This is a genomic window from Bradyrhizobium sp. CCBAU 53421 (genome assembly GCF_015291625.1).
Classification (GTDB): domain Bacteria; phylum Pseudomonadota; class Alphaproteobacteria; order Rhizobiales; family Xanthobacteraceae; genus Bradyrhizobium.
The window spans coordinates 42,936-68,957 of the sequence record NZ_CP030047.1 but is presented as its reverse complement, the minus strand read 5'-3'; the positions used below and the strand labels follow the sequence as shown (position 1 = coordinate 68,957).

Annotated in this window: 25 protein-coding genes; 2 read left to right on the top strand and 23 right to left on the bottom strand. The window is 65.4% G+C overall.

The features are described 5' to 3' along the window. Positions 1 to 15: 15 nt before the first annotated feature. The 11 genes from XH92_RS00295 to rimP all read right to left on the bottom strand — a co-directional run bounded on the left by XH92_RS00295 (position 16) and on the right by rimP (position 12,502). The gene (locus tag XH92_RS00295) at positions 16 to 612 is read right to left on the bottom strand and encodes a glutathione S-transferase family protein (RefSeq protein ID WP_194457462.1); all 597 of its coding nucleotides are present in this window, start codon (positions 610 to 612) and stop codon (positions 16 to 18) included. Between the two features lie 3 nt (positions 613 to 615). Continuing rightward, positions 616 to 1,083, bottom strand: coding sequence for a GNAT family N-acetyltransferase (locus tag XH92_RS00290; protein WP_194457461.1), 468 nt, complete (start codon positions 1,081 to 1,083; stop codon positions 616 to 618). Between the two features lie 131 nt (positions 1,084 to 1,214). Next, positions 1,215 to 1,949 carry a superoxide dismutase gene (locus XH92_RS00285; protein ID WP_194457460.1) on the bottom strand — a complete coding sequence of 245 codons (735 nt, stop codon included), beginning with the start codon at positions 1,947 to 1,949 and terminating at the stop codon, positions 1,215 to 1,217. 192 nt (positions 1,950 to 2,141) lie between these two features. After that, positions 2,142 to 4,301, bottom strand: a complete 2,160-nt coding sequence (pnp, locus tag XH92_RS00280; protein ID WP_194457459.1) for a polyribonucleotide nucleotidyltransferase — start codon at positions 4,299 to 4,301, stop codon at positions 2,142 to 2,144. A gap of 317 nt (positions 4,302 to 4,618) precedes the next feature. Next, entirely contained in the window at positions 4,619 to 4,888 is a 270-nt protein-coding gene (rpsO, locus tag XH92_RS00275; protein WP_050406190.1) for a 30S ribosomal protein S15, read from the bottom strand. A 2-nt stretch (positions 4,889 to 4,890) separates the two neighbouring features. Then, on the bottom strand, positions 4,891 to 6,000 hold the full coding sequence (gene truB, locus XH92_RS00270) for a tRNA pseudouridine(55) synthase TruB (protein ID WP_194457458.1): 1,110 nt from the start codon (positions 5,998 to 6,000) through the stop codon (positions 4,891 to 4,893). Continuing rightward, a complete protein-coding gene (gene rbfA, locus XH92_RS00265; RefSeq protein ID WP_194457457.1) occupies positions 5,997 to 6,410 on the bottom strand; it encodes a 30S ribosome-binding factor RbfA in 414 nt (137 codons plus the stop codon). Before rbfA ends, truB begins: the two co-directional genes overlap by 4 nt. A gap of 173 nt (positions 6,411 to 6,583) precedes the next feature. Further along, positions 6,584 to 9,286 (bottom strand): translation initiation factor IF-2, encoded by a 2,703-nt coding sequence (gene infB, locus XH92_RS00260; protein WP_194457456.1) that lies wholly within the window; start codon positions 9,284 to 9,286, stop codon positions 6,584 to 6,586. Positions 9,287 to 9,394: 108 nt separating this feature from the next. Continuing rightward, complete coding sequence (locus tag XH92_RS00255; RefSeq protein ID WP_194457455.1) at positions 9,395 to 10,081, bottom strand: RNA-binding protein; 687 nt, start codon at positions 10,079 to 10,081, stop codon at positions 9,395 to 9,397. Between the two features lie 15 nt (positions 10,082 to 10,096). Further along, positions 10,097 to 11,710: a transcription termination factor NusA gene (gene nusA / locus XH92_RS00250; RefSeq protein WP_194457454.1), complete on the bottom strand. Its 1,614-nt coding sequence runs from the start codon at positions 11,708 to 11,710 to the stop codon at positions 10,097 to 10,099. Positions 11,711 to 11,713: 3 nt separating this feature from the next. Further along, complete coding sequence (rimP, locus tag XH92_RS00245; protein ID WP_194457453.1) at positions 11,714 to 12,502, bottom strand: ribosome maturation factor RimP; 789 nt, start codon at positions 12,500 to 12,502, stop codon at positions 11,714 to 11,716. A 347-nt stretch (positions 12,503 to 12,849) separates the two neighbouring features. Here rimP and XH92_RS00240 point away from each other — a divergent pair, with 347 nt between their 5' ends. Then, on the top strand, positions 12,850 to 13,920 hold the full coding sequence (locus XH92_RS00240; RefSeq protein ID WP_194457452.1) for a DUF2336 domain-containing protein: 1,071 nt from the start codon (positions 12,850 to 12,852) through the stop codon (positions 13,918 to 13,920). 215 nt (positions 13,921 to 14,135) lie between these two features. Continuing rightward, the gene (locus XH92_RS00235; protein ID WP_194457451.1) at positions 14,136 to 14,978 is read left to right on the top strand and encodes a phytanoyl-CoA dioxygenase family protein; all 843 of its coding nucleotides are present in this window, start codon (positions 14,136 to 14,138) and stop codon (positions 14,976 to 14,978) included. 71 nt (positions 14,979 to 15,049) lie between these two features. Here XH92_RS00235 and trmB read toward each other — a convergent pair whose 3' ends face one another. From trmB to tsaB, 12 genes are all read right to left on the bottom strand, one after another. Further along, positions 15,050 to 15,790: a tRNA (guanosine(46)-N7)-methyltransferase TrmB gene (trmB, locus tag XH92_RS00230; RefSeq protein ID WP_194457450.1), complete on the bottom strand. Its 741-nt coding sequence runs from the start codon at positions 15,788 to 15,790 to the stop codon at positions 15,050 to 15,052. Then, positions 15,787 to 16,911, bottom strand: a complete 1,125-nt coding sequence (locus tag XH92_RS00225) for a M20 family metallopeptidase (protein ID WP_194457449.1) — start codon at positions 16,909 to 16,911, stop codon at positions 15,787 to 15,789. The genes trmB and XH92_RS00225 overlap by 4 nt, the downstream gene beginning before the upstream one ends. A gap of 207 nt (positions 16,912 to 17,118) precedes the next feature. Continuing rightward, positions 17,119 to 17,535 (bottom strand): helix-turn-helix domain-containing protein, encoded by a 417-nt coding sequence (locus XH92_RS00220; protein WP_021082652.1) that lies wholly within the window; start codon positions 17,533 to 17,535, stop codon positions 17,119 to 17,121. Between the two features lie 263 nt (positions 17,536 to 17,798). Beyond that, positions 17,799 to 19,412 carry an apolipoprotein N-acyltransferase gene (gene lnt / locus XH92_RS00215; RefSeq protein WP_194457448.1) on the bottom strand — a complete coding sequence of 538 codons (1,614 nt, stop codon included), beginning with the start codon at positions 19,410 to 19,412 and terminating at the stop codon, positions 17,799 to 17,801. Further along, positions 19,409 to 20,521, bottom strand: a complete 1,113-nt coding sequence (locus XH92_RS00210; RefSeq protein WP_194457447.1) for a hemolysin family protein — start codon at positions 20,519 to 20,521, stop codon at positions 19,409 to 19,411. The genes lnt and XH92_RS00210 overlap by 4 nt, the downstream gene beginning before the upstream one ends. Before the next feature lies 1 nt (position 20,522). Next, a complete protein-coding gene (gene ybeY, locus XH92_RS00205; RefSeq protein WP_194457446.1) occupies positions 20,523 to 21,020 on the bottom strand; it encodes an rRNA maturation RNase YbeY in 498 nt (165 codons plus the stop codon). A 68-nt stretch (positions 21,021 to 21,088) separates the two neighbouring features. Further along, complete coding sequence (locus XH92_RS00200; RefSeq protein WP_371817911.1) at positions 21,089 to 22,159, bottom strand: PhoH family protein; 1,071 nt, start codon at positions 22,157 to 22,159, stop codon at positions 21,089 to 21,091. 5 nt (positions 22,160 to 22,164) lie between these two features. Continuing rightward, positions 22,165 to 23,553: a tRNA (N6-isopentenyl adenosine(37)-C2)-methylthiotransferase MiaB gene (gene miaB / locus XH92_RS00195; RefSeq protein WP_194457444.1), complete on the bottom strand. Its 1,389-nt coding sequence runs from the start codon at positions 23,551 to 23,553 to the stop codon at positions 22,165 to 22,167. A gap of 59 nt (positions 23,554 to 23,612) precedes the next feature. After that, the gene (locus tag XH92_RS00190) at positions 23,613 to 24,311 is read right to left on the bottom strand and encodes an HAD family hydrolase (RefSeq protein ID WP_194457443.1); all 699 of its coding nucleotides are present in this window, start codon (positions 24,309 to 24,311) and stop codon (positions 23,613 to 23,615) included. A gap of 5 nt (positions 24,312 to 24,316) precedes the next feature. Continuing rightward, positions 24,317 to 24,769, bottom strand: coding sequence for a Fur family transcriptional regulator (locus tag XH92_RS00185; RefSeq protein WP_050629064.1), 453 nt, complete (start codon positions 24,767 to 24,769; stop codon positions 24,317 to 24,319). Positions 24,770 to 24,838: 69 nt separating this feature from the next. Continuing rightward, positions 24,839 to 25,324, bottom strand: coding sequence for a ribosomal protein S18-alanine N-acetyltransferase (gene rimI / locus XH92_RS00180; protein WP_029082422.1), 486 nt, complete (start codon positions 25,322 to 25,324; stop codon positions 24,839 to 24,841). Further along, on the bottom strand, positions 25,321 to 26,016 hold the full coding sequence (gene tsaB, locus XH92_RS00175) for a tRNA (adenosine(37)-N6)-threonylcarbamoyltransferase complex dimerization subunit type 1 TsaB (RefSeq protein WP_194457442.1): 696 nt from the start codon (positions 26,014 to 26,016) through the stop codon (positions 25,321 to 25,323). Before tsaB ends, rimI begins: the two co-directional genes overlap by 4 nt. Between the last annotated feature and the right edge of the window lie 6 nt (positions 26,017 to 26,022).

Sequence of the window (26,022 nt, the reverse complement as noted above, 5' to 3'; positions counted from 1 at the left end):
GGCTACATCGCTGCGCTATCCCGCCGCGATCTTCTCTGCGCGCTGGAATGCGGGCCGCGCCACGCAGCGGTCGATATAGGCCTCGAATGACGGCCGCGGCGGCACCATCTTGAACACGCGCACCGCGAAGTTCAGCCCGGCACCGATCGCGATGTCGGCGGCGGAGAACTGCTCGCCGAGGATCCACGGCCCCTTCTGCAACTCGGCATCGAGCACGTCGAACACCTGCGCCGCGCTGCCCCATGCCGCGGTGCTGGTCGGCACTTCGAGCTTGGTGAAGAGCTGGATCAGCGCCGGCTCGATGCAGCTCGGCGAGAAGAACAGCCATTGCAGATAGCGTGCGCGCTTCGGGTCGGTCACGGCCGGCGCAAGCTTGGTTTCGGGATAGCGGTCGGCGATGTAAGCGCAGATTGCGGCGGCCTCGGCGAGTTGGGCGTCACCGTCGGTCAACGCCGGCACCTTGCCCATCGGATTGATCTTGAGGAAGTCCGGCGCCTTCTGCGCGCCGGTGCTGATGTCGGTCAGCATCCGCTCGTATGGTAGGCCGGATTCTTCCAGCAACCAGATCGCGGAGAACGAGCGCGAGCGCGGCGACCAGTACAGCTTGATCATGGGTTAGCCTCCAATTTGCGGTGTTCGCTTCCACCGGTAGTGCTTCATCATGAAGCCGGTGACCGGATTGATCGCTTCTTTCTCGAACACAAAACCTTCGCGCTCATACCAGCGCCACGCTTTCTCGTTCTCGCGGACGCATTTCAGCCAGATCTCGTCGGGCATTTGCCGGCGCGTGAATGCGAGCAGATGGCGTCCGAGGCTCTGGCCCTGATGGCTTGGCGCGACCATCAGCTGGTCGAGCAGCAAGGTCGGCAGGTGCAGTGCCAGCATGGCGGCGATGGCGCCGCGATCGTCGGCGACGAACAGACTCCAGCCACCCGCGATCTCGCGTGGCAGACGGGCACGCAGATCGTTCAACAGACTTTCGCTGGCCTGCGAGAGCCCGGTCGAAGCCCAGCTGTCCATCCAGGCGCGCGCGATCGCATCAAGTTCGTCGGGTCGGGCAGGGCGGACGATCGGCAGTGTCATCATTGTTTGCGTGGCGCTCGCTATCCGGAGTGCGAAGCTCCGGCTGTACAAGGTGGGAAAGCCCTGCGATCAGTTCGCGGAGCTTTCAACTCTAGCGTAGCCGTTTGTGGCGAGCGAGCCTTTGCGGCGGCTCACACGCCGAGTGTGCCGGCCTTGGCGGCGGCATAACGCTCAGCCACGGCCTTCCAGTTCACCGTATTCCACCACGCCTTGAGGTAGTCGGGCCGGCGGTTCTGGTAGGTCAGGTAATAGGCGTGCTCCCAGACGTCGTTGCCGAGCAGCGCGCGCTTGCCGTCCATGATCGGATTGTCCTGGTTCGGCCGCGTCTCGATCGCGAGCTTGCCGTCCTTGGTCACCGTGACGAACACCCAGCCGGAGCCGAACACGCGTCCGCCGGCAGCGTTGAAGTCGGTCTGGAATTTTTCCATGCCGCCGAGGTCGCGGTCGATGGCGGCGAGCACCTCACCGTCCGCCTTGCCGCCGTTCGGTCCCATGATCTGCCAGAACATCGTGTGGTTGGCGTGGCCGCCCATGTTGTTGCGCACGCCGGTGCGGATCGCGTCCGGCACGCTGCCGAGGTTGGCGAGCACATCGGTGACCGGCTTCTCCGCGATCTGCGGATTGTCCTTGGCGAATGTGTTGAGGTTGGTGACATAGGCCTGGTGATGCCGGTCGTGATGGATCTCCATCGTCTTGGCGTCGATATGCGGCTCCAGTGCGTTGGTCGGATAGGCGAGTGGATCGATCTTGAACGGACCACTCGGCGCCTGCGCCGCAGTCTGCGCGAACGCTGCGCGCGACGAGGCGGCGGCCGCGGCAATGCCGCTTGCTGCGATGATCAATTGGCGTCGGGACATCGAGGACATCGTGATTCTCCATGCTGGGAAAGGCCGTCCTGATGATAGGCGCAAGTTGTGAACGGGTTCCAACAGTGCCGGTCACAATCCCGGGTCAAAACCGCGCATCCCGATCAGCTGAGATAGATTTGCGTCCAATCCCCAAACGAAAAAAGGGCGGCCACTGCGGCCGCCCTTTCGTAATGGTCAGTTCGTCTTGGCTTACTCGCCGGCAGCCTCGCGCGGCGCCGCGGGCGCGTCGGTCTTCTGCTTGGCCTCGAGGTCTTCGCCGGTCTCCTGGTCGACCGCCTTCATCGACAGGCGGGTCTTGCCGCGATCGTCGAAGCCGAGCAGCTTGACCTTGACCTTGTCGCCTTCCTTGACGACGTCGGAGGTCTTCTGCACGCGGTTGGCCGCAAGCTGGCTGATGTGGACGAGGCCGTCCTTGGCGCCGAAGAAGTTCACGAACGCGCCGAACTCCATCACCTTGACGACGGTGCCCTCGTAGATCTGGCCGACCTCCGGATCGGAGGCGATCGACTTGATCCACTTGATCGCAGCCTTCATCGCCTCGCCGTCATTGGAGGCGACCTTCACGGTGCCGTCGTCCTCGATGTTGACCTTGGCGCCGGTCTTCTCGACGATCTCGCGGATCACCTTGCCGCCGGTGCCGATCACTTCGCGGATCTTGTCGGTGGCGATCTTGAAGGTCTCGATGCGCGGCGCGTATTCGCCGAGCTCGGCGCGCGCAGCGGTCAGGGCCTTGGCCATCTCGCCGAGGATGTGGATGCGCCCTTCCTTGGCCTGGCCAAGCGCAACCTTCATGATTTCCTCGGTGATGCCCTCGATCTTGATGTCCATCTGGAGCGAGGTGATGCCGTGATCGGTGCCGGCGACCTTGAAGTCCATGTCGCCGAGATGATCCTCGTCACCGAGGATGTCCGACAGCACCGCGAAGCGCTGACCTTCGAGGATCAGGCCCATGGCGATACCGGCGGTCGGCCGCTTCAGCGGCACGCCGGCATCCATCAGCGACAGCGAGGCGCCGCAGACCGAGGCCATCGAGGACGAGCCGTTCGACTCGGTGATCTCGGAGACCACGCGGATCGTGTACGGAAACTCGTGATGCGGCGGCAGCACCGGGTGGATCGCGCGCCAGGCGAGCTTGCCGTGGCCGATCTCGCGGCGCTTGGTGCCGCCGAGGCGACCGGTTTCACCGACCGAGTAGGGCGGGAAGTTGTAGTGCAGCAGGAACGTTTCCTTGTACGTCCCCGACAGCGCGTCGATGTACTGCTCGTCCTCGCCGGTGCCGAGCGTGGTCACCACCATCGCCTGGGTCTCACCGCGGGTGAACAGCGCCGAGCCGTGGGCGCGCGGCAGCACGCCGGCTTCGGCGATGATGTTGCGGACGGTCTTGACGTCACGGCCGTCGATGCGCTTGCCGGTGTCAAGGATGTTCCAGCGAACGATCTTGGCTTCCAGTTCCTTGAACACGGCAGCGACACGGAGCTTGTCGTATTTCGGCTCCTGGCCTTCCGGGAAGAAGTGCGCCAGCACCTTCTCCTTGACGGCGCCGACCGCCGCATAGCGTTCCTGCTTGACCGGAATCGCGTAGGCCTTGCGGAGCTCCTGCTCGGCAATGCCGAGCATTTCCTTCTCGATCTCCGAATTGTCGATCGTGGTGACTTCGCGCGGCTCCTTGGCGGCCTTCTCGGCGAGCTCGATGATCGCGTTGATGACCGGTTGGAAGTGGCGGTGGCCGAACATGACCGCGCCGAGCATCACGTCTTCGTTGAGCTCCTTGGCTTCCGATTCGACCATCAGCACGGCGTCGGCGGTGCCGGCGACGACGAGGTCGAGCTGGGTCTCGGTCATCTCGTCCAGCGTCGGGTTGAGGATGAACTCGTCATTGGCGAAGCCGACGCGCGCGGCGCCGATCGGGCCCTTGAACGGTGCGCCCGACAGCGTCAGGGCGGCGGAGGCGGCGACCAGCGACACGATGTCCGGATCGTTCTCCATGTCGTGCGAGAGCACGGTGACGATCACCTGGGTCTCGTTGCGCCAGCCGTCGACGAACAGCGGACGGATCGGGCGGTCGATCAGGCGGGAGACCAGCGTCTCCTTCTCGGTCGGACGGCCTTCGCGCTTGAAATAGCCGCCGGGAATGCGGCCCGCGGCGTAGGTCTTCTCCTGGTAGTCCACCGTCAGCGGCAGGAAGTCGACGCCTTCGCGCGGCGCCTTCGCCGCGACGACGGTGGCGAGCACCACGGTCTCGCCATAGGTCGCCATCACGGCGCCGTCGGCCTGGCGGGCGATCTTGCCGGTTTCAAGTTTGAGGGGACGTCCACCCCAGTCGATCTCGACGGAATGTGAATTGAACATTTCGGTTTTCTTTCATGGTTTCACGAAAGCACGGCGCCCTGAAACACAAAGACCATGCCAAGACGGCGAGACACTGATGCGCTTGTCGCGACCAGCATCCGGCGATCCTGCCATGGTCCCTGGATTTCGGATGGCGTCCATCCTTTCGGTCATCTGGGCATCTTGCCCGGTCCAGCGGCCGGATTGCTGCTGGACGCTAGTGTGCATGGCGCGATTGCCATGCTGTTGCGCATGATCCTCTTTCGACAATTCGAAAGCCCGAGTTCACGGACGACCATGCGAAAACGCGCGCGAACCTCGCGCGCGTGCTTCTCAAATCAACGACGGATGTTGTGCTTCTCGAGCAGCGCCTTGTAGCGCGCCTCGTCCTTGCGCTTGATGTAGTCAAGCAGGGAGCGGCGCGTCGACACGAGCTTCAGGAGGCCGCGGCGTGAATGGTTGTCCTTCACATGGCTCTTGAAGTGCTCGGTGAGGTTATTGATGCGTTCCGACAGGATCGCGACCTGGACCTCGGGCGAGCCGGTGTCGCCGGCTTTGGTGGCATTCGTCTTGATGACTTCCGCTTTGCGCTCTGCGGTAATCGACATCGTCAGTTACTTTCATTGTTGCGAGCCGGACCGGCAGTCAGTCCGTTCAGGTTGAACACGCGCTTGGGGATGAGTTCGCCATTGCCAATTTCAGCAAGCGCGAGAAGCCGGCCTGCCACCGTGACATAGACTGTGCCGCTAGTATTGGGCGCATCCCGTCCGCGCAACAAAACGGCCTGGCCCCTGTGGAGCCTTGCCGCATCAGCCCGTGTGACGGCCAGTGCCGGGATGTCGTCCAGCGCGGTCTCAACGGGCAAAAGCGCGTCGGCGAGGCTGCCCTCGCCAGACGCGGCTCTATTGCATAAAGCCTCCAACTGTTCCAGCGGAATCATGTCCCGTTCGGTAAACGGGCCCACAAGGGTCCGCCGCAGGGCGCAGATATGGCCGAAACAGCCCAGAATCCGGCCCATATCGCGGGCCAGGGCCCGGACATAGGTTCCCTTGCCGCACTCGGCCTCGAACACGGATTGTCCGTTATCTCCGTGTTCCACAAGGGTTAATTCGTGGATCTCGACCGGGCGGGGCTTCAGTTCCACGGTCTCGCCGTCACGCGCCAGATCATAGGCCCGCTCACCCTGGACCTTGATGGCCGAATATTGCGGCGGGATCTGCTCGATCACCCCCGTGAAGCGCGGCAGCAGCTCGCGGATCGAATCGGCGGTCGGCCGGTTCTCGCTGGTCCGGACCGGCCGGCCCTCGGTGTCGTCGGTGTCGCGCTCCTCGCCCCAGCACACCGTGAAGCGGTAGCGCTTGCGGCCGTCCATCACGAACGGAACCGTCTTGGTGGCTTCGCCGAGCGCGATCGGCAGCCCGCCGGAGGCGAGCGGATCGAGGGTGCCGGCATGCCCGGCGCGCTTGGCCTGGAACAGGCGCTTGAGCACGGCGACCGCCTGCGTCGAGGTCATCCCGATCGGCTTGTCGAGCACCACCCAGCCATGGACGTCGCGCTTGTCGCGGCGCGGCTGCTGGTTCTGCCTGCCCTGCTTCTGGCGCGGGTCGTTGTTGGTGCGGCGCGCATCGTCGCTGCGCTGCCCGGCAAAAGCATCCCGCTCAGCGTCGCGCGCGTCGGTATTCTTCGCGTCGATCACGCTGTTGGTCGTCATCACAGTCATTCCTCGTCGTCCGAATCGGGTGCAAGGTCTCGCTGCACCGCAGGTGTCCGCAGTAGTTTCTCGATGCGCTCCGCCTCGTCGAACCGCTCGTCGACGCGGAAGCGAATGTCGGGTGCAAATTTCAGGTTGACGCGATGCGCGATCTCGCCGCGAAGGAACTTCTTGTTGCGCTCGAGCGCTGATATCACCGTCTCGGTGTCGCGGCCGCCGAGCGGCATCACGTAGATCGTCGCGAGCTTCAGGTCCGGCGACATACGCACCTCGGGAACGGTGATGATGTGGCCTTCGAGATCGGGATCGTGGACCTCACCCTGTGACAGAATTTCGGCAACCGCATGGCGAACCGTTTCGCCGACGCGCAGCTGACGTTGCGAGCCGCCTGGGCTGGAACTCTTCTTTTGACGGGACATGACCTTTTCCAAAACCGTCGCGCCCGCAGGCCGTGGCCGCGGGCATCAATGTCCTAGCTTTGCTTTCAATCAGACAATGCGCTGGTGGCCGGACCAAAGTCCGGCCACGCCGTCGCATTTTCAGTTAAATGGACCCAACGCTTAGCAAGATCTGCTCTTCGTAAGATTTGGACTTACAGAGAGCGCTGGATCGTCTCGATGCGGTAACATTCGATCACGTCGCCGACACGCATGTCGCCGTAGTTCTCGAATGCCATGCCACACTCCTGGCCGGAGACCACTTCCTTCACTTCATCCTTGAAGCGCTTCAGCGTCGACAGCTTGCCTTCGTGCACCACGACGTTGTCGCGGATCAGGCGAACGTTGGCGCCGCGTTCCACGGTGCCGTCGGTGACGCGGCAACCCGCGACCTTGCCGACCTTGGAAATGTTGAACACTTCCAGGATCTGCGCGTTGCCCAGCATGGTTTCGCGCAGCGTCGGCGCGAGCAGGCCGGACATCGCCTTTTTGATGTCATCCACGAGGTCGTAGATGATGTTGTAGTAGCGGATCTCGATGCCGTTGCGCTTGGCTGCGGCGGCCGCTTCCTTGTTGGCGCGGACCGAGAAGCCGATGATCGCGGCGTTGAAGCCTTCCGCCAGCGTGACGTCGGACTCCGAGATGCCGCCGACGCCGGCATGCAGGATGCGGGCGGCGACTTCGTCGGTGCCGAGCTTCTCCAGCGAGCCCAGGATCGCTTCCAGCGAGCCCTGCACGTCGGCCTTCACGATCAGCGGGAACTCCTTGCGACCCGCGGTCTTGAGCTGCGACATCATCTGCTCGAGCGAGCCGCGCATGCCGGAGATCGAGGCCGCCGCGTTCTCGCGCTTCTGGTGCGCGCGGTAGCTGGTGACCTGGCGGGCGCGGGCTTCGTTCTCGACGACGGCGAGGCGGTCGCCGGCTTCCGGCGGACCGTTGAAGCCGAGCACCTCGACCGGCACCGACGGGCCGGCCTCTTCGAGATTCTCGCCCTGGTCGGAGATCAGCGCGCGGACGCGGCCCATCTCGGCGCCGGCCACGATGATGTCGCCGATCCGCAGCGTGCCGCGCTGTACCAGCACGGTCGCGACCGGACCGCGGCCGCGATCGAGCTTGGCCTCGATCACGGTGCCTTCTGCCGGACGCTCCGAGTTGGTCTTCAGATCGAGGATTTCGGCCTGCAGCGCGATCATTTCGAGCAAGCGGTCGAGATTGGTCTTGTTCTTGGCGGAAACCTCGACGTCGACGACGTCGCCGCCGAGCGATTCGACCTGCACCTCGTGCTGCAGCAGTTCGGTGCGGACGCGCTCGGGCCGCGCATCGGGCTTGTCGATCTTGTTGATCGCCACGATCATCGGCACCTTGGCCGCCTTGGCGTGGTTGATCGCCTCGATCGTCTGCGGCATCACGCCGTCATCGGCCGCGACCACCAGCACGACGATGTCGGTGACCTTGGCGCCGCGGGCGCGCATCGCGGTGAACGCGGCGTGGCCGGGCGTGTCGATGAAGGTGATCTTGGTGCCGCTCTCGGGCGACAGCACCTGATAGGCGCCGATATGCTGGGTAATGCCGCCGGCTTCGCCAGATACCACGTTGGCGTGGCGCAGCGCGTCGAGCAGCGACGTCTTGCCGTGGTCGACGTGACCCATGACGGTGACGACAGGCGAACGCGGCTCGGTGTCGGTGGAATTGTCGACGACGTCGAACAGGCCCTCTTCGACGTCGGACGCGGCAACGCGCTTGACGCTGTGACCAAGCTCTTCGGCGATCAGCTGCGCGGTGTCGGCGTCGATCACGTCGGTGATCTTGTGCATCGCGCCCTGCTTCATCAGCATGCGGATGACGTCGACCGCGCGCTCCGACATGCGGTTCGCGAGTTCCTGGATCGTGATCGCTTCCGGGATGGTGACTTCGCGGATCAGCTTTTCCTTGGGTTCGTTCGACGCATGCCCCTTCAGGCGCTGGGTGCGGCGGCGGAACGAGGCGATCGAGCGCTCGCGGACGTCATCGGCGTTGAGCGCAGTGGTCAGAGTGAGGCGGCCGCGCTCCTTCTGCGGACCGGGCTTGTGGGTGGTCTTCGGAGCCGCGGCGGGGCGCACGGCGCCGCCGGGGCGGCGTACCAGGCGCGGACCCTCGTCTTCGTCGGGCCCGGCCGCAACCGCCGCCGGCCTCGGCGCGGAGGCTGGTGTGCGCGCGGTTGTCGTGGTCGCCGGGCGGGCAGCGGGCGCACGGGCGGCCGGAGCGGATGCGGGTGCGGGTGTCGCGGGCCTGGCCGGTGCAGCAGCGGCGGGCGCCGCGCCGGGTTTGGCCTCGCCTTCGCCGAAGCGGCGCTTGGCCTCGACCTCGGCCTTGCGCTTGGCCTCTTCCTCGTGGCGGTGACGCTCCTCTTCCGCCTTGCGGCGGACCTCGGCGGCCTCGCGCTCTGCCTTCTCGGCAGCCTCGCGGACGGCACGGCGCTTGGCTTCCTCTTCGGCCTGGCGGCGCTCTTCGATGTCGCGCTGGCGGGCGTCGGCCAGCGCGCTGGCGCGCGCGGAACGCTCGTCTTCAGTCAATGTCGGCAGCACCACGCCGGAGCGGGTGTTGCGCTGTTGTTGGCCGGGAGCCGGGCCCGCAGGGCGGCCCTGCGGCGGCCTGGGCGCGGGCGCCGAAGGCTTTGCAACCACGGGTTCCGGCGCATGCGCCTCGCCGGGACCGTCGCCGCCGACGCGGCGCTTGCCGCGCTTCTCGACCACGACCTGCTTGGTCCGGCCGTGGCTGAAGCTCTGGCGCACGGTGCCCGTCTCGACGCGCGGCTTCAGCGACAACGTCTTGCTCGGGACACTCAAAGTCTTGTCGCCAGGGGTCTTGGTATCAACCATTCAGCAGTCCTAATCTCGTTTCGCTGTGCGTTTGCCGCACAAATCCTTCAACGTGTCGTCGTTTGCTGAGCATGATCCGGTCGGAAAGACGGCATCCGCCTTCCTGGATCAGGCTCTGGAATTTCTGGCCGCTTCGGCGGTCTTGTCGTCGTCGGCCATCCGGTATCGGACCAGCATCTGGCAGCGCGACAGGAACGTCTTGCTCGCCGGGCCCGCGAGCAGCGCAGCATGTATCACATTTGACCGCCCAAGTGCCAAATCCAATTCTTCCGACGTCAAAACATTGACGACGGCGATTACCGGCGATTCACCACGTTTTTCGCCCCTTTGCCTGACGATCGCGTCCAATTTGCGGATTCCGTCGGCTGCGCCGTCGGAAGCGTGGATCAGGGCTGCAGTTTCGTTCCGGTTGAGTGCGTCCTCGACCTTGCCGAAGCCCGCGACGACCTGACCGGCCTTGGCGGCCATCGCCAGGGCCTCGGTGACGCTGCGGACCAGGAGGGCCTCGGTGTCGGCGGGAAGGGTCGGCGCGACGCGGACATCGTGCTTGAATCCCTTGCTAAATTGGTGACGACGGACCGCTTCCGCAACGCTGCGCCGCGATGCGGAAACCCATAATCCGCGGCCCGGCAGCTTGCGCTTGAGATCTGCGATCACCTCGCCCGTGGGCGCGACGACGAACCGGATCAGCTCGTCGATCGGACGCACCTCGCGGCTGACCGCGCACATCCGCGTGGTCGCGGACTTTTGCGTCCGCGGCCCATCGTCGAGATCGGGGTCAGCCTGAGCGAGCATCCGTGGGGCATCTCCTTACGACGCCGTTTCTGCTTCGGCGGCCTCGGCCTCCTCGGCAGGCTTGGCGAGGTCGGCTTCGGTGATCCAGCCGGCCTTCAGGCGGGCCTGCATGATCATGGCCTCGGCCTCGTCGCGCGAGATCTCGATGCCATCGAGGAACCCGGCATGCTTGGTCGGCTCGCCGCCTTCCTTGCGCTCGGTCCAGCCGACCAGATCGTCGGTGGCGCAGCCGGCCAGATCCTCGACCGTCTTCACGTCGTTCTCGCCGAGCTTCACCAGCATCTTGCCGGTGATGCCGGGGACGTCCTTCATGGCGTCCTCGACGCCGAGTTCCTTGCGCTTGGCTTCCAGCTCGGCCTCGAGCTGTTCCAGATATTCGCGGGCGCGGGTTTGCAGCTCGGTCGCGGTCTCCTCATCGAAACCTTCGATGCCGGCGAGTTCCTTGACATCGACCAGCGCGAGTTCCTCGACCGAGGTGAAGCCTTCGGAAGCGAGCAGCTGGCCGACGACTTCGTCGACATTCAGCGCTTCCATGAACACGCGGGTCGAGTTCTCGAAGTCGGCCTGGCGACGCTCCGATTCTTCCTGCTCGGTCAGGATGTCGATGTCCCAGCCGGTCAGCTGCGAGGCGAGGCGGACGTTCTGGCCGCGGCGGCCGATCGCCAGCGACAGCTGGTTGTTGGTGTCGGGAACCACGACCTCGATGCGCTCGCGGTCCTCGTCGATCACGACCTTGGCGACTTCAGCCGGCGCCAGCGCGTTGACGACGAAGGTCGCGATGTCCGGCGACCACGGAATGATGTCGATCTTCTCGCCCTGCAGCTCGTTCACCACGGCCTGCACGCGCGAGCCGCGCATGCCGACGCAGGCGCCGACCGGGTCGACCGAGGAATCGCGCGAGATCACGCCGATCTTGGCGCGCGAGCCGGGATCGCGGGCGACCGCCTTGATCTCGACGATGCCGTCATAGATTTCCGGCACTTCCTGCGCGAACAGCTTCGCCATGAACTGCGGATGGGTGCGCGACAGGAAGATCTGCGGACCGCGGGTCTCGCGGCGGACGTCGAAGATATAGGCGCGGACGCGGTCGCCGTTGCGGAACACTTCGCGCGGCAGCATCTCGTCGCGGCGCACGATCGCTTCACCGCGGCCGAGGTCGACGATCACGCTGCCGTATTCGACGCGCTTGACGATGCCGTTGACGATATCGCCGATGCGGTCCTTGAATTCCTGGTACTGCCGGTCGCGCTCGGCCTCGCGCACCTTCTGCACGATCACCTGCTTGGCGGATTGTGCGGCAATGCGGCCATATTCCAGCGGCGGGAGCGTGTCGGCGATGGTGTCGCCGACCTGGGCGCCCGGATTGGCGCGCTGCGCATCCTGCAGCGAAATCTGGTTCGAGGAGTTCTCGACGACATCGACCACCAACATGTGGCGGGTCAGCCGCAGCTCGCCCTTCTTGGCGTCGATCTCGGCATGGACGTCGGTCTCGCTGCCGTAGCGGGCGCGGGCGGCTTTGGCGATGGCGTCTTCCATCGCCGCGATCACGATGGAGCGGTCGATCGACTTTTCGCGCGCAACTGCGTCTGCGATCTGCAGCAGTTCGAGTTTGTTGGCGCTGACTGCCATGGCTTAGTCTCCTTCGAATGGATCGATCTCGCCACGGCGCGCGCGCTCGGCCGCCAGGCGGTGCTTTTTGGTGTTGGTCGGAGCCGGCTTCTTGCCGGGCTTGTGAGCAGGCTTGTCACCAGGCTTGGGTTTCGGCTTCTGGCTCTTCGCGGGATCGCTGTTCTTGGCGTGGGCCGGCTGCGGCGGCGCGAGGCCGAGTTCGCGGCGCAGCTCGCGCTCGGCGGCCTTGCCGCGGCGCATCGATTCCTCGATCAACTCGTCGGTCAGCACTAGCCTCGCGTCCGAGATGTCCTCCATGACCAGGAGAACCTCGGCGTCTTCGGTCGGGCGCGGATCGTCGCGCTTGACGCGCACCGCATCGCCTTCGACGCCGGCGAGCAGCCCGCGGAACCGCTTGCGGCCCTGATGCGGCACCGCCATCTCGATCTTCACGAGATGCCCGGTGTAGCGCTCAAAGTCGGAGCGGCGCACCAGCGGGCGATCGATGCCGGGCGAGGAGATTTCCAGCCGGTAGGCGCGCTCGATCGGGTCGGCGACGTCGAGCACGGGCGACAGCGCGCGCGAGATCGCCTCGCAATCCTCGAGCTGCATCGAGCCATCGGGGCGCTCGGCCATGATCTGCACGGTGCAGCCGGCGTCGCCCGAGACCTTGATGCGCACCAGGCGATAGCCCATGCCCTGCAGCACCGGGACCGCGACCGCGGCGACGCGCGCCGCGACCCCGGGCTCGACGACGAGCCGCGGCTCGGCGAGCAGTTCGGTGTCCACGGGCGTGGCGGTCGGATCGGTCATATCCAGTGTCAAAGGCTGTCTAGATCTAAGCTTGTCTGAGGTCTGTTGTGTTGTTCAGATGGCCTTAAGGGGCCGCTAACGCTACCCAAACCGGATCCGGCCTCGCTGGGTCCCGTCAGGTAATAAAAAAGAGCGGGTCCCGGGGGGCCCACTCTCCTACGCGATCGTATGAGATACCATAAGTTGCGCTGGATATAGCCCTTTTGCCGGGGTCCGGCAAGGCCTCCGAGCCTACCGGAAGGCAATTTTGCGGGCGCCGGGGAGTGCAGCTTTGACCTAACCCTCCGTTTACGAACGGGGCCATAGATTGCCGAAAATCGGCAGAACTCGCCGGTTGGACAAGGCTCATGACGACAGCCCCCGCGCTGATCCCGGAACTCGACGATATCGTTCGCCGCGGCGACCCCAGGCGCCGTGCCGAGGCCGCACGGCGGCTCGGGGAGCTGTTCCTGCAGGGCGCCGCAAGCTTCCGCCCCGATCATATCGACCTGTTTGACGGGGTGCTGACCAGTCTGGTCCCGCATGCCGATCTTGCCGCGCGGATCGATCTCGCCGAACGGCTCGCGCCGCTCGCCAATGCGCCGCGGCATCTGGTCGGGCAACTCGCCCGCGAGGACGAGGTCGCGATCGCGGGGCCGGTGCTGCGCCAGTCGCCGGTGATTGACGAAAAGGTGCTGGTCGAGATCGCCAATGCCAAGGGCCAGGGCCATCTGCTGGCGATGGCCGAGCGGTCAAAGCTTTCGACCGCGCTGACCGATGTCATCGTCCGTCGCGGCGATCGCGATGTGATCCGATGCGCGGCCGGCAATGCCGGCGCGGCGTTCTCGGACGCTTCCTTCACAACGCTGGTGCGGCGCGCCGGCCAGGATGGCGTGCTGACCTTGCGGATCGGCCGCCGCGACGATCTTCCGCCCGTGCATCTGAAGAGCCTCTTGGCCGGCTCGATCGACGTGATCCGCCGCCGCTTGCACGTCGTTGCCAAGCCGGAACGGCAGGCCGAGATCAAGCTGGCGCTGAACGAGATCGAAGGCGTCGTCGCGCAGGTCGAGGGCCGCGATTTCGCGGCCGCGCAGCGCACCATCCTGGCGCTGCATCGCGCCGGCGAATTGAACGAGGCCGCGGTGGCAGGCTTCGCAAAGGCCTTCAAATACGAGGAATGCGTGGCGGCGCTCGCGGCGATGACCGGCGTGAAGATCGTCACGCTCGATCGCCTGATCGCCGGCGATCGCTACGATCCGATCCTGATCGCCAGCAAGACGATCGGCTTCGAATGGCCGACCGTGCGCGCCCTGATCCTGATGCGCCTCGGGCCGAACCGCGTGCCGTCGCCGGCCGATATCGAAGGCGCGCGGGTGAACTTCGTCCGCCTGATGCCGTCGACCGCGCAGCGCGTCGTGGATTTCTGGAAGTCGCGCTAGGTACGCAAGGGGACTCTTCATTCCGTCATCCTGAGGAGCGCGTAGCGCGTCTCGAAAGATGCACGGCCACGCTGTTGCAGCCGGGCCGTCGTGCTTCGAGACGGCCGCTTTGCGGCCTCCTCAGCATGACGGATCAGAGTGCGCACTTCCCAAACCCAAAATCGTTCCGCTATGCTTTGCGCAAGGCGCGACACGGCGCCGACGGGGAGATTGCCATGCTGACGGACGCCGACATTCAATCGCACGCCGAGCGGATCCGCGACGACGGATACACCGTGATCGAGCGCGCCGCCTCGCCGGATCTGGTCGAAGGATTGAAGGCGGCGGTAGAGCGGATCGAGAGCGAGCACAATCTCGGCCTCGCCCGGACCTCGTTCGAAGGCTTCAAGACGCTGCGTATCAACAACCTCCTGACCTATGACGATTTGTTCTGGGAGGTGCCGCTGCATGACAACGCGCTGCCGGTGGTCGAGCGCGTGCTCGACAAGGAATGCCTGCTGTCGTCGTTCTGTTCGCTGGTGCTCGGCCCCGGCCAGGAGGCGCAGCCGATCCACGAAGACACCCAGTTGATCCCGCTGCCGCGGCCGCACATTCCGATCACGATCAATGCGATCTGGGCGCTGTCCGATTTCCGCGACGACAACGGCGCGACGCGGATCATTCCGCGCAGCCACAAATTCGATTCGTCGCCGGAGTACGGCAAGGAATACGACGCCGTCACCGCGATCATGCCGGCGGGCAGCGTGATGCTGTTCGACAGCGCGCTGTGGCATGGCGGCGGCGCCAACACCAGCGATGCCAGGCGCTTTGCGTTCTCCTGCGCCTATTGCTGGGGCTGGATGCGCCAGCAGGAGAATCTGCAGCTCGGAATTCCGCGCGAGACCGCGGCCCGCTTTCCGCGCCGCTTGCAGGAGTTGTGCGGCTACAGCGTCTACAAGGGCCAGTTCGGTCACATCGACAATCACGATCCGATCGAGCTGCTCGGTCGCGAACGCGGCAAGCGCATGGTGTGGGAGGCGACCGACGTCAGGAAGGCGCGGATGATGGGGCAGGGATAGTATTTTTCTTCATTCCGGGCCCGTGCTTCGCACGCCCTCAGGTGCGCAATTGCGCACCGGGGAATGACGCATCAAGGCAAGCGCTTGAATTGCAGATACGCTGCCCTGCGCCCTTCGCGCTCGGCTTTGGCGCCATAGCGCGTCATGGTGTAATTCGGCCACGGCTGCTGCCAGTCGATCGCGCGCTCGGCGAGCCAGGCGAAATCGGGCGAGCGCATCAGATGCGCGAGCGTCCAGGCGCAATAATCGTCGATGTCGCAGACGAAGCGGAATTCGCCGCCCGGGGGCAGCAGCCGGCTCATCGCCGCAACCGTTGCATCCTGCACGAAGCGCCGTTTCCAGTGCCGCCGCTTCGGCCAGGGATCGGGATGAATCAAATCGACGCGCGTCAGCGAACGCGCAGGCGCCCAGGCCAGGAGCTCGGCGGCGTCGCCGGCGAACAGGCGGATGTTGCCGATATTGTGCGCCTCGATTTGGGTCAGGATCTTGGCCATCCCGTTGACATAGGGCTCGCAGCCGATGAAGCCGGTCTTTGGAAATGCCTGCGCTTCCGCGATCAGATGCTCGCCGCCGCCGAAGCCGATCTCGAGCCTGACATTCTCGATGCCGTCATCGAACAATTCGGTCAGCGCCGCGGGCGCGGCCGCCGAGATGTCGACTGAAAGATGCGGCAGCAGGGTGTCGATCAGGTCGGCCTGGTGCGCGCGCAGTTTGTGGCCTTTGCGCCGCCCGAAGAACGAGCCGCGCGAATGGGCCATCGCGCCGTCATCGGAAGAATCGCGATCGTCGCTGTCGTTCGGAGCCGGTGTCATCGCAGCGTCTGATAGAGCCGGTAGAGCAGTCGCGCGCGCGGCTCGATCGACGAGATGTAGAGCTGCTCGTAATGGGTGTGTGCGCCCTTGCCGTCGACGCCGAGGCCGTCGAGCGTTGCGGTATCCGGCGCGGTGAAATTGCCATCGGAGCCGCCGCCGGTGAACACATCGAGCAGCTCGAAGCCGAGCTCGCCTGCAAGCTCCCTGGCGTGTTCGTAGAGCGCGGCGCCGGCGTTGCTCTTCTCATAGGGCGGGCGGTTCAATTCCCCGGTCACCTTCACGGTGACGCCGTCGGTGCGCGAGGTGATCCCGAGGATCTTCGGCACCAGCTCGTCGGCGTCGGCCATGGTCGGCACGCGCATGTCGACTTCGGCGTAAGCCTCTTCGGCGATCACGTTCGGCTTGGTGCCGCCGCGCACCACGCCGACATTGACGGTGACGCCGCGCTTGAGGTCGTTCATCGCCTCCAGCGTCTGGATCACATTGCCGAGTTCGCGGATCGCGCTGCGGCCGTCTTCGGGGCGCGTGCCGGCATGCGCCGGTGCGCCCTTGATGGCGACGTCGAAGCGCGCGACGCCCTTGCGCCCGGTGACGATCTTGCCGCCGTCGCGCGCCGGCTCGGTCACCAGCACGTATTTGGCCTTGCGTCCCTCGGCCTCGATCAGCGCGCGCGAGGTCGGGCTGCCGATTTCCTCATCCGAGACGTAGAGCTGGGTGATGCCGAGCGGCGGGCGCGCGTCATCGGCGCAGATCCGCCGGAACGCGTGGTAGGCGAGATAGGCGCCGCCCTTCATGTCGTAGATGCCCGGGCCGAACGCGCTGTCGCCTTCGATCTTGAATGGTAACCGTTCGATGAATCCCATCGGATGAACTGTGTCGAGATGGCTCAGCACCAGAATGCCCGGCGCGTCCTGCCCCCAGGACGAGCGCGTGACCAGGTGATCGCCGCAGCCATCGCGTCCCGCAACGCGGTCGACGGTGGCCGGCAGGTCCCGATATTCAGAGGCAACGAGGTCGGCCAGTCTGTTGACCTGGTCCGGCCGCTCCGTCGGCGATTCGATCTCGACCCAGCGGCGGATGCCATCGAGGATCCCAGTGGTTTCGAACGGATTGCTGGACATGCTGTTGCCGTCGCCTGTGAATTCGCGTTGTCATTCAGCGCACGCGCCGAACCATGATCCGGAAAAGCGTGAAGTGGTTTTCCGGAAAGATCATGCACAAACAAAGGGCTAAAGCGCGGCGACGATTCAACAAATCTCGCCGTGCCCTAGCGTGCGCCGGAATGACATATTCCAGATTTGACGATCTCTCAAACGGATATGGCCGGATCAGACCTGTTCGGCCGCCTCGCGTGCCGCGATCTGCTCGACCAGCTCGACGATGCTGCGGCGGAGCTTGGCGTCCGCGATCCGCGTGAATGCGCGGGTCAGCGCCAGGCCTTCGGCGGTTGCCAGAAAATCGGACACATAGGCCGGCGAGGAGCCTTCGCTGAAGCCGTCGGCGGTCTTGACGCCGCTTGGGCCGCCGTCGAACAGGAAAGATACCGGCACCTGCAGGATCTCGGAGATCTGCTGCAGCCGGCTGGCGCCGACGCGGTTGGTGCCCTTCTCGTATTTCTGCACCTGCTGGAACGTCAGGCCTAACGCCTCGCCCAGTTTTTCCTGGCTCATGCCGAGCATGATGCGTCGCATGCGGACACGGCTGCCGACATATTTGTCAACAGGATTGGGCGCTTTGGTGGACATTTCCAACTCTCCTAAGGGATTGCGCGCCCGGGGGGTGAGGCAAGTTGGACGTGGAGTATGCCTCAGGCGCCGGTGCCGTCAAATCCTGCAAGGAGGATCGGGACGAAATGCGGACAATTTGCGCAAAGGGGCTGACTTGGCTTGTGATTTCGCGTGGACCCGTACAATGCGAAGTGCACGGTCGATCTGTCAACAGGTGGAATCACACTGAGGTAAATTTCGACACTTTTTCGGGTTCGTGTGACAACCGGCGATAAGCGCCGTCAGGGCTTTCGCCTGATAAAACGCCTCCGCAAGACGATTGCGAGGGCAACTAACACAATCACTGCGGCGGGGATGTTGCCGACACGCGCATAAATCGTCGGGGCGATGGCCGCCGGCAGGCCGGCATCGAGCACGCCTTCGATGCCGAGCCCGAGCTGGGCGACAATCCGCCCGAGCGGGTCGATGATGGCCGAGATGCCCGTATTCGCGGCGCGCACCAGCGGCAGGCCTTCCTCGATCGAGCGCAGCCGGGCCTGTTGCAGATGCTGATAGGGGCCGGTCGAGATGCCGAACCAGCCGTCATTGGTGACGTTGACGATCCAGCCGGGACGATCGTCGCGGCTGACGACATTGCCGGGGAAGATCGCCTCGTAGCAGATCAGCGGCAGCGCGCGCGGCGCATTCGGAACGTCGAGCGGGCGGCGGATCGTGCCGGGAATGTAGCCGCCCTGCACCTTGGTGAGCTGCACGAAGCCAATCTTCTCCATCCAGTCCTGGAACGGCAGATATTCTCCGAACGGCACTAGGTGCAGCTTGTCGTAGACCGCGAGCACGCTGCCGTCATGGTCGATGACGTAGATCGAATTGTAGGCGCGCGTGACGCGGACGCCCGGCGGCAGATCGGGCGCGCGTACCGAACCGGTGATCAGCACGGTTCCCTTCGGCAGCAGGTCGGCGATCTGCGCCATCGCGTCGGCTTCCTTGGTCAGGAAGAACGGAAACGCGGATTCCGGCCAGATCAGGATGGTGGAGTCGCTCACGCCGGTCGAATGCGGCCCGGAGGCGCGATCCGACAATGTGAGATATTTCTGCATCACCGCCGCCTTGGCGGAGTAGTTGAACTTGGCGTCCTGCTGCAGATCGGGCTGCATGATGCGCAGCTTGACGCCGCTGACCATGCTGGTCGGCTGCTGCGAGAGGCGGACCGCACCGAACGCCAGCATCGCGGCGAGAACCAGCACCGCAGCGACCGGCGCGCGCCACGGCTTGCGGCCGCGCGAGGCGCCGTCGATCAAGACGGCCGGGCTTGCGAAGATCGCAACGCTGAGGAACGTCATGCCCCACAGCCCGATCAGCGACGCGGTCTGGGCCAGCGCCAGGGGCTCGGTCAGCGCGTAGCCGAACGCATTCCAGGGAAAGCCGCTCAGCATGTGCCCGCGCAGCCATTCCGAGATCGTCAGGCCGACCGCCAGCGCGAGCACGCGCGAAGCGTCGCGCGGCCAGAGCAGCCGCGCCAGCGCGAAGCCAAAGGCGGTGAACAGCGCGAGGTAGGCGGGCAGGCCGAGCACCGCGAACGGCGTCAACCAGGCGAAGGTGTCGGCATCGACGAAGAAGGCGTAGCCGATCCAGTACAGTCCCGGCACGAAATAGCCGAGGCCGAACCAGAAGCCGGACAGCGCCGCGGCAGGCACACCGCGCCAGCGTCCGGCGGCAGCGCCGTCGACCAGCCAGACCGCGATGGAAAACGTCAGGAACAGCACCGGCCAGGCGTTGAATGGCGCCATCGCGAGCGACGACAACGCGCCGGCCCCGACCGCGAGCACGGCGCGCTTCCATCCCCAGGTCAGGATGACGGCAAGGCCGATCGATCGGAGCTTGTCGGAGAGCCTCACTGCGGACCGGCTCCCTCGCCGGGCGGCGGCATGTTGTCACTCGCCTGCGGGTTGCCGGAGTCCGGTGCCTGCTCGCGGCGCCGCTCGCGTTCCTTGCGCGGCGCCGGCCGTTCCTTGCGCGTCGTGATCCGCACGCGCTTGACCCGGCGCGGATCGGCGTCGAGCACCTCGACCTCGTAATTGCCGGGCCCCGAGATCACCTCGCCGCGCACCGGCAGGCGGCCGACGAACGACACCAGATAGCCGCCCAGCGTCTCGACCTCCTCGCCGGCCTCGCCGGTGACGAAGTCTTCGCCGATCACCGAGCGGACATCGTCGAGGCTGGCGCGCGCGTCGGCGATGAAGGAGTTGTCCGGCTGGCGAACGATGGACGGCGGCTCGTCGGAATCGTGCTCGTCGTCGATCTCGCCGACGATCTGCTCGACGATATCCTCGATCGACACCAGCCCGTCGGTGCCGCCATATTCGTCGACCACCAGCGCGAGATGGATGCGCGAGGCCTGCATCTGCGCCAGCAGGTCGATCGCGCGCATCGAGGGCGGGATGTAGAGCAGCTTGCGGATGATGTGGGCGTCCGCCAGCGGCAGCGCGAGATCGACGCTGCGCAGGTCGAGCCCGGCCGGGAACGGCTTCTTGCGCTTCGTCTTGGTCGCGTCGGTGACGCGCGCCTTCGCGGTCATGAAGGCGAGCAGGTCGCGGATGTGGACCATGCCCTCGGGGTCGTCGAGGGTCTCGTTGTAGACGACGAGCCGCGAATGCGCCGCGCTCTCGAACAGGCTCATCAATTCGCCGAGCGGGATGTCGCGCTTGACCGCGACGATGTCGGCGCGGTGCACCATGACGTCGGCGATCCGCCGCTCGTTCAGCGACAGGATGTTGCGCAGCATGGTGCGCTCGATCGCCGAGAAGCCGACATCGTCGGGCGTCGAGGCGTCGAGCACCACCTGCAAATCGTCGCGCACCGAGCCGGCCTTCCAGCCGAACAGCGTGCGAATCGCGCGCACCAGCCAGCCTTCGGCCGCTGGGCGCTGCACCTCGCCCTCATGCACGACGGCGGGCAGGTTGCTCACGTTGCGCGGATTGTCATGGGTCGGCTCGGAATCCGGCATGTCAGGCGTTCCGATCCGCATAGGGGTCGGGAATGCCGAGGGAGGCGAGGATATCGCGCTCGAGCGCCTCCATATCCTCGGCATCGTCGTCGTTCTCGTGGTCGTAACCGATCAGGTGCAGGAAGCCATGCACCGCCAGATGGCTCAAATGATGGTCGAACGGTTTCTGTTCCTCATCGGCTTCGCGCCGCGTCGTCTCATAGGCGATCGCGATGTCGCCGAGCATGCGCGGGGCGTCGTCGGGTCCGCCGGTGCCTTCCGGCTGCAGCGCCGGAAACGACAGCACATTGGTCGGCTTGTCGATGCTGCGCCAGTTGGCGTTGAGGGTACGGATCCCGGCATCGTCGGTCAGCATCACCGCAAGCTCGGCATCGGCGACGTCGGCATCGGCCATTGCGGCGGCAGCCTCGATGGCGCGGTGAATCACTGCGTCGGCGTCGGGCTCGGCCTGCCAGCAGTCTGCGGTGACGAGAACCTCGGTTGCAGGAAAAGCGGACACGTTCGTTTCAAAATCTGCGTTATGGCCGGAACCCGCATCGCGCGGGCTCGCGGCCGAAGCTATTGGTCTCAAGATCTGGCGTTTGCCGGCTTTTGCGGCAATCCCTCATAGGCGGCCACAATGCGCGCCACCAATTCATGCCGGATGACGTCCTCGGCCTTGAAATGCACCTGCGCGATGCCTTCGACGCCGTCGAGCAGCTTCACGGCTTCGGTGAGCCCCGAGGCCTGGCCATGCGGCAGGTCGATCTGCGACGGGTCGCCGGTGACGATCATCCGGCTGTTTTCGCCGAGACGCGTCAGAAACATCTTCATCTGCATCGTCGTGGTGTTCTGCGCCTCGTCGAGGATGATGGCGGCGTTGGTCAAAGTGCGGCCGCGCATGAAGGCGAGCGGCGCGATCTCGATCTCGTTGCCCTGCAGGGCGCGCTCGACGACGCGGGCATCCATCAGGTCGTACAGCGCGTCATAGATCGGGCGCAGATACGGATCGACTTTCTCCTTGAGGTCACCGGGCAGGAAGCCGAGCCGCTCGCCGGCCTCGACCGCGGGCCGCGTCAGGATGATGCGATCGACTTCCTTGCGCTCGAACAGTTGCGCCGCATGGGCGACCGCGAGCCAGGTCTTGCCGGTGCCGGCCGGGCCGATGCCGAACACCAGTTCATGCCGCTTCAGCGCGCGGATGTAGGAATCCTGCGCCGCGGTGCGGGCACGCACCGGACGCTTGCGCAGATTGATCGTTTCAAACGTCGGCTTGGCGGTCTTGTTGTCGAATTCGAATAGCGAGCCCTGCGCGATCACGGCGCGGATCGCGCCTTCGACTTCGCCCTGATCGAGATCGTGCCCTGCGACGGCCTGGGCGTAGAGCGTCTCCAGCACGCGCCGCGCCGCATCGCAGCCGTCGCGGGAGCCCGCGATGGTGACATGGTTGCCGCGGGAATCGACCACGACGCCGAGCCGCCGCTCGATCAGCGCCAGATTCTGTCCATAGGGGCCGACCAGCGCGGATGCGGCACGGTTGTCGTCGAAATCGATGACGACCTGGGTCTCAGGTGGCCGGGTCTCAGGTGGCATTTGCATGTCGCGGTCGGGCTTGCGGCTGGGAGCGAGTGAAGACGAATCCGATGCGCTTTTGGGCAAGGATTTCAGGCTCCAATGGTCTGCGAAATAGGGCGCGGCGCTGCGGGCGTCGCAAGCTCGCCGATCAGGCTGTAGCGCTCGAGGCTGTCGATCCTCACCGGGAGGACCTGGCCGATGATGTCGGGTGGCGCCATCACATGAGCGGGCTGCAGATAGGCGGTGCGGCCGACGATCTGGCCCGGATTGCGCGCGGCGCGCTCGAACAGCACATCGACAATTGTGCCGATCGCAGCACGGTTGAAGGCCGATTGCTGGCCGTCGATCAATTCCTGAAGCCGCCCCAAGCGCTCGTCCATCTCGGCTGCTGACACCGTCTCCCGCATCTCCGCCGCCGGCGTGCCCGGCCGTGGCGAATACTTGAATGAATACGCCGCAGCGTACCCGATTTGCATGACAAGCGCGAGGGTGGCGGAAAATTCTTCCTCGGTCTCGCCCGGGAAGCCGACGATAAAATCTGATGAAAAAGCAATGTCTTGCCGCGCGGCACGGAACCGGTCGATGACCCGCCGGTAGTCATCGGCGGTATGTTTGCGGTTCATGGCGGCCAGGATCCGGTCCGCCCCGGATTGCACCGGCAGGTGCACGAACGGCATCAGCTCGGGCAAGTCGCGATGCGCCGCGATCAGGCTGTCGTCGACGTCGCGCGGATGGCTGGTGGAATAGCGCAGCCGCGTGACGCCGGGAATCTCGGCGAGCCGCTGCAGCAGCTTGCCGAGCGGCCAGACGCGGCCGTCGGGGCCTTCGCCGTGATAGGCATTGACGTTCTGTCCGATCAGCGTGAATTCGCGCACGCCGTTGTCGGCGAGCTGCTTCACGTCGTCGATGATCTTGGCGACCGGCCGCGAGACTTCAGCGCCGCGCGTATAGGGCACCACGCAGAAGGTGCAGAACTTGTCGCAACCTTCCTGCACCGTGACGAAGGCGGAGATGCCGCGGGCGCGGATCGCGTCCGGTTTCGGCTGCGGCAGGAAGCCGAACTTGTCCTCGACCGGGAATTCGGTTTCGAGCGCCCGGCCGTTTTCCTCGGCGCGCTTCAGCAGCGCAGGCAAATGATGATAGCTCTGCGGCCCGACCACGATGTCGACGGTCGGTGCGCGATGGACGATCTCGGCGCCTTCGGCCTGCGCGACGCAGCCCGCGACCGCGATCTTCATCTCGCGGCCCGCCCGCGCGGCCTCATCCTTGGCGACACGCAGCCGCCCGAGTTCGGAATAGACCTTTTCCGACGCCTTCTCGCGGATATGGCAGGTGTTGAGGATCACGAGGTCGGCGTCTTCGGCGCTCGCGGTCTCGACAAAGCCCTCGCCGGCCAGCGTGTCCACCATGCGCTGCGCATCGTAGACATTCATCTGGCAGCCATAGGACTTGATGTGCAGCTTGCGCGGCGTCGTCATGGAACCCTGAGTGCGAAAATGGAAACGGCGCCATCACGGCGCCGTTGCTCAAATATAGCCTAAACCGAGGAAAATCCAGCGATCGACCGGTGTTTTTGGCCGGCCCGGGCGATCAAATCGGGCAATTGGCGCATATCGGCGAAGGTTATGGCCGCGCCGGCCTGGCGCAGCATGTCCTCATGTTCCGCCGTGCAGTGGCTACCGCCGTGAAATCCGAGCACGGTCATCCCGGCGGCGCGGGCGCCGGTGACGCCGGCCACGCTGTCCTCGATCACGATACAGCGCGCCGGGCTGGCGCCCATCCGGGTGGCCGCGAACAGGAAGAGATCGGGCGCCGGCTTGCCGCGCTTGACCTGGGTGGCGGAGAAAATATGCGGCGCGAGCTGGTCGTAGAGCCCGGCGCAAGTCAGGCCGTGGTGGATCTTTTCCGGCGTGCCGCTCGATGCCACGCATTTCGGCAGATCGAGTGCGGCGATCGCCTCGCCGACATGCGCGATCGCGCTGAGATCGTCGGCATAGAAACTGAGCGTCGCGTGCTTGACCTCGGCCTCGAAGGTCTCGGGCAGCGCGCGTTCGATCTCGCTCTCGACGATCCGCCGCGCCTCGCGGTCGGACACACCGAGGAAGCGCTTCAGCACGCCGTCGGGCGTGATCGGAAAGCCGTGCCGCGTCAGCGTGTCCGCATGCGCGCGACAGGAGATCACCTCGCTGTCGACAAGCACGCCGTCGCAATCGAAGATGACGAGTTCGAAACTCACCCGGCTTACGACTTGCTGTCGTCGTCGAGCGGCACGCAATAGAGCTCGAGTCGGTGATCGACCAGCTTGTAGCCGAGCTTGCGCGCGATCTCGGCCTGCAGCTTCTCGATTTCCTCGGAGGTGAACTCGATCACCTTGCCGTCGCGCAGATTGATCAGATGGTCGTGATGGCTCTCGGGCATCTGCTCGTAGCGCGCGCGGCCCTCGCGGAAGTCGTGACGCTCGATGATGCCGGCGTCCTCGAACAGCTTGACGGTGCGGTACACCGTCGAGATCGAGATCTTGTCGTCGACCGCCACGCAGCGGCGGTAGAGCTCCTCGACATCAGGGTGATCCATGGCTTCCGCCAGCACCCGCGCGATCACGCGGCGCTGTTCGGTCATGCGCATGCCGGTCGCGGCGCAGCGCGCCTCGATGCCGGTATTTTTCTGCGCAGGCGGGATTTTCACCGTGGTCATGGGTCCAGAGCCGAATTCTTCAAAACCTTGGGTGGCAACGCAGGGCGCTGTTCTGCCATCGCGCCGATGTTACGACAAGTCGCGCCGCATCAGAAGCGCGTTCAAATGTTCCCCGCCGGGCTGCTTGTAATAGCGTTCGCGGCGGCCGATCACACCGAATCCGGCCCTTTCATAGAGCCGTCGCGCCGGCTGATTGTTCTCTTCCACCTCGAGGAAGATGGTGCGGATGCCGCGGCCGGCAAGATGGCCGAGATGGGTCAGCAGCAGATCGCGCGACAGGCCGCGCCCGCGCTGATTGGAATCGATCGCAATTGACAGGATTTCCGCTTCGTCCGCCGCCATCCGCGACACCGCGAAGCCGATCACCTTGCGGCCCTGCCGCAGCCGGTGCACCAGCGTGTTGCGCTCGGTCAGCATCGTCTCGAATTCGCCTTCGCCCCAGCCGCGATGAAACGACGCGCCGTGCAATTGCGCGAGCCGCGCCGCATCCCGCAGGGAGGCGGGCTCGACCGCGGGCGTGCCGCCGCCCCACCATCGCGACAGCCAGCCGGTCATGTCGTTGGCGGCGCGCTGATGACGAGGCGATCCTTCGGCGGCTTCGCATCAGGGGCGCGCAGATAGAACGGACGCGGCGGCGCAGTGTCGGGATCCACCGCGGCGCCGACCCACGCGACCCAGGCGATGTCGGGCGCGGGCTGTCTGTCGACCTTGACCGGCGGAGCTGCATCCGCAGGCCAGCGCTCGGCGAGGATATTTGCGGCGTTGCCGACCAGATGCAGCGCGCCGAACTGTGCGGCCTCGAGGGCTTCCGCGATCGGCGCGACCTTCGGCTTGAGCATCAAGCTGCCGTCGCCGCCGACCAGTTGGAAATAGACGTGATCGTGCCGCGCATCGATCGCCGACAGGATCGCCGATGCGCCATTCTCGGCAACCACGGGCGCGGCATAGGCGGCGAGCGTCGACAGCCCGACGACCGGCTTGGAAGCTGCGAGCGCGATGCCGCGCGCCGCCGAGAGGCCGACGCGCAGGCCGGTGAAGCTGCCGGGGCCGGTGGTGACGGCGATGCGGTCAAGCCCGGCAAAACCGATGCCGCTCTCCTTCATCACCCGTGCGATCAGCGGCATCAGCGCCTCGGCATGGCCGCGCTGCATCGTCTGCGATTCGATCGCGATGGTATTGCCGGAGGTGGTGTCGAGCACCGCCGCGGAGCAGGCGTCGAGCGCCGTATCGATCGCGAGGATCATCATGGGAGG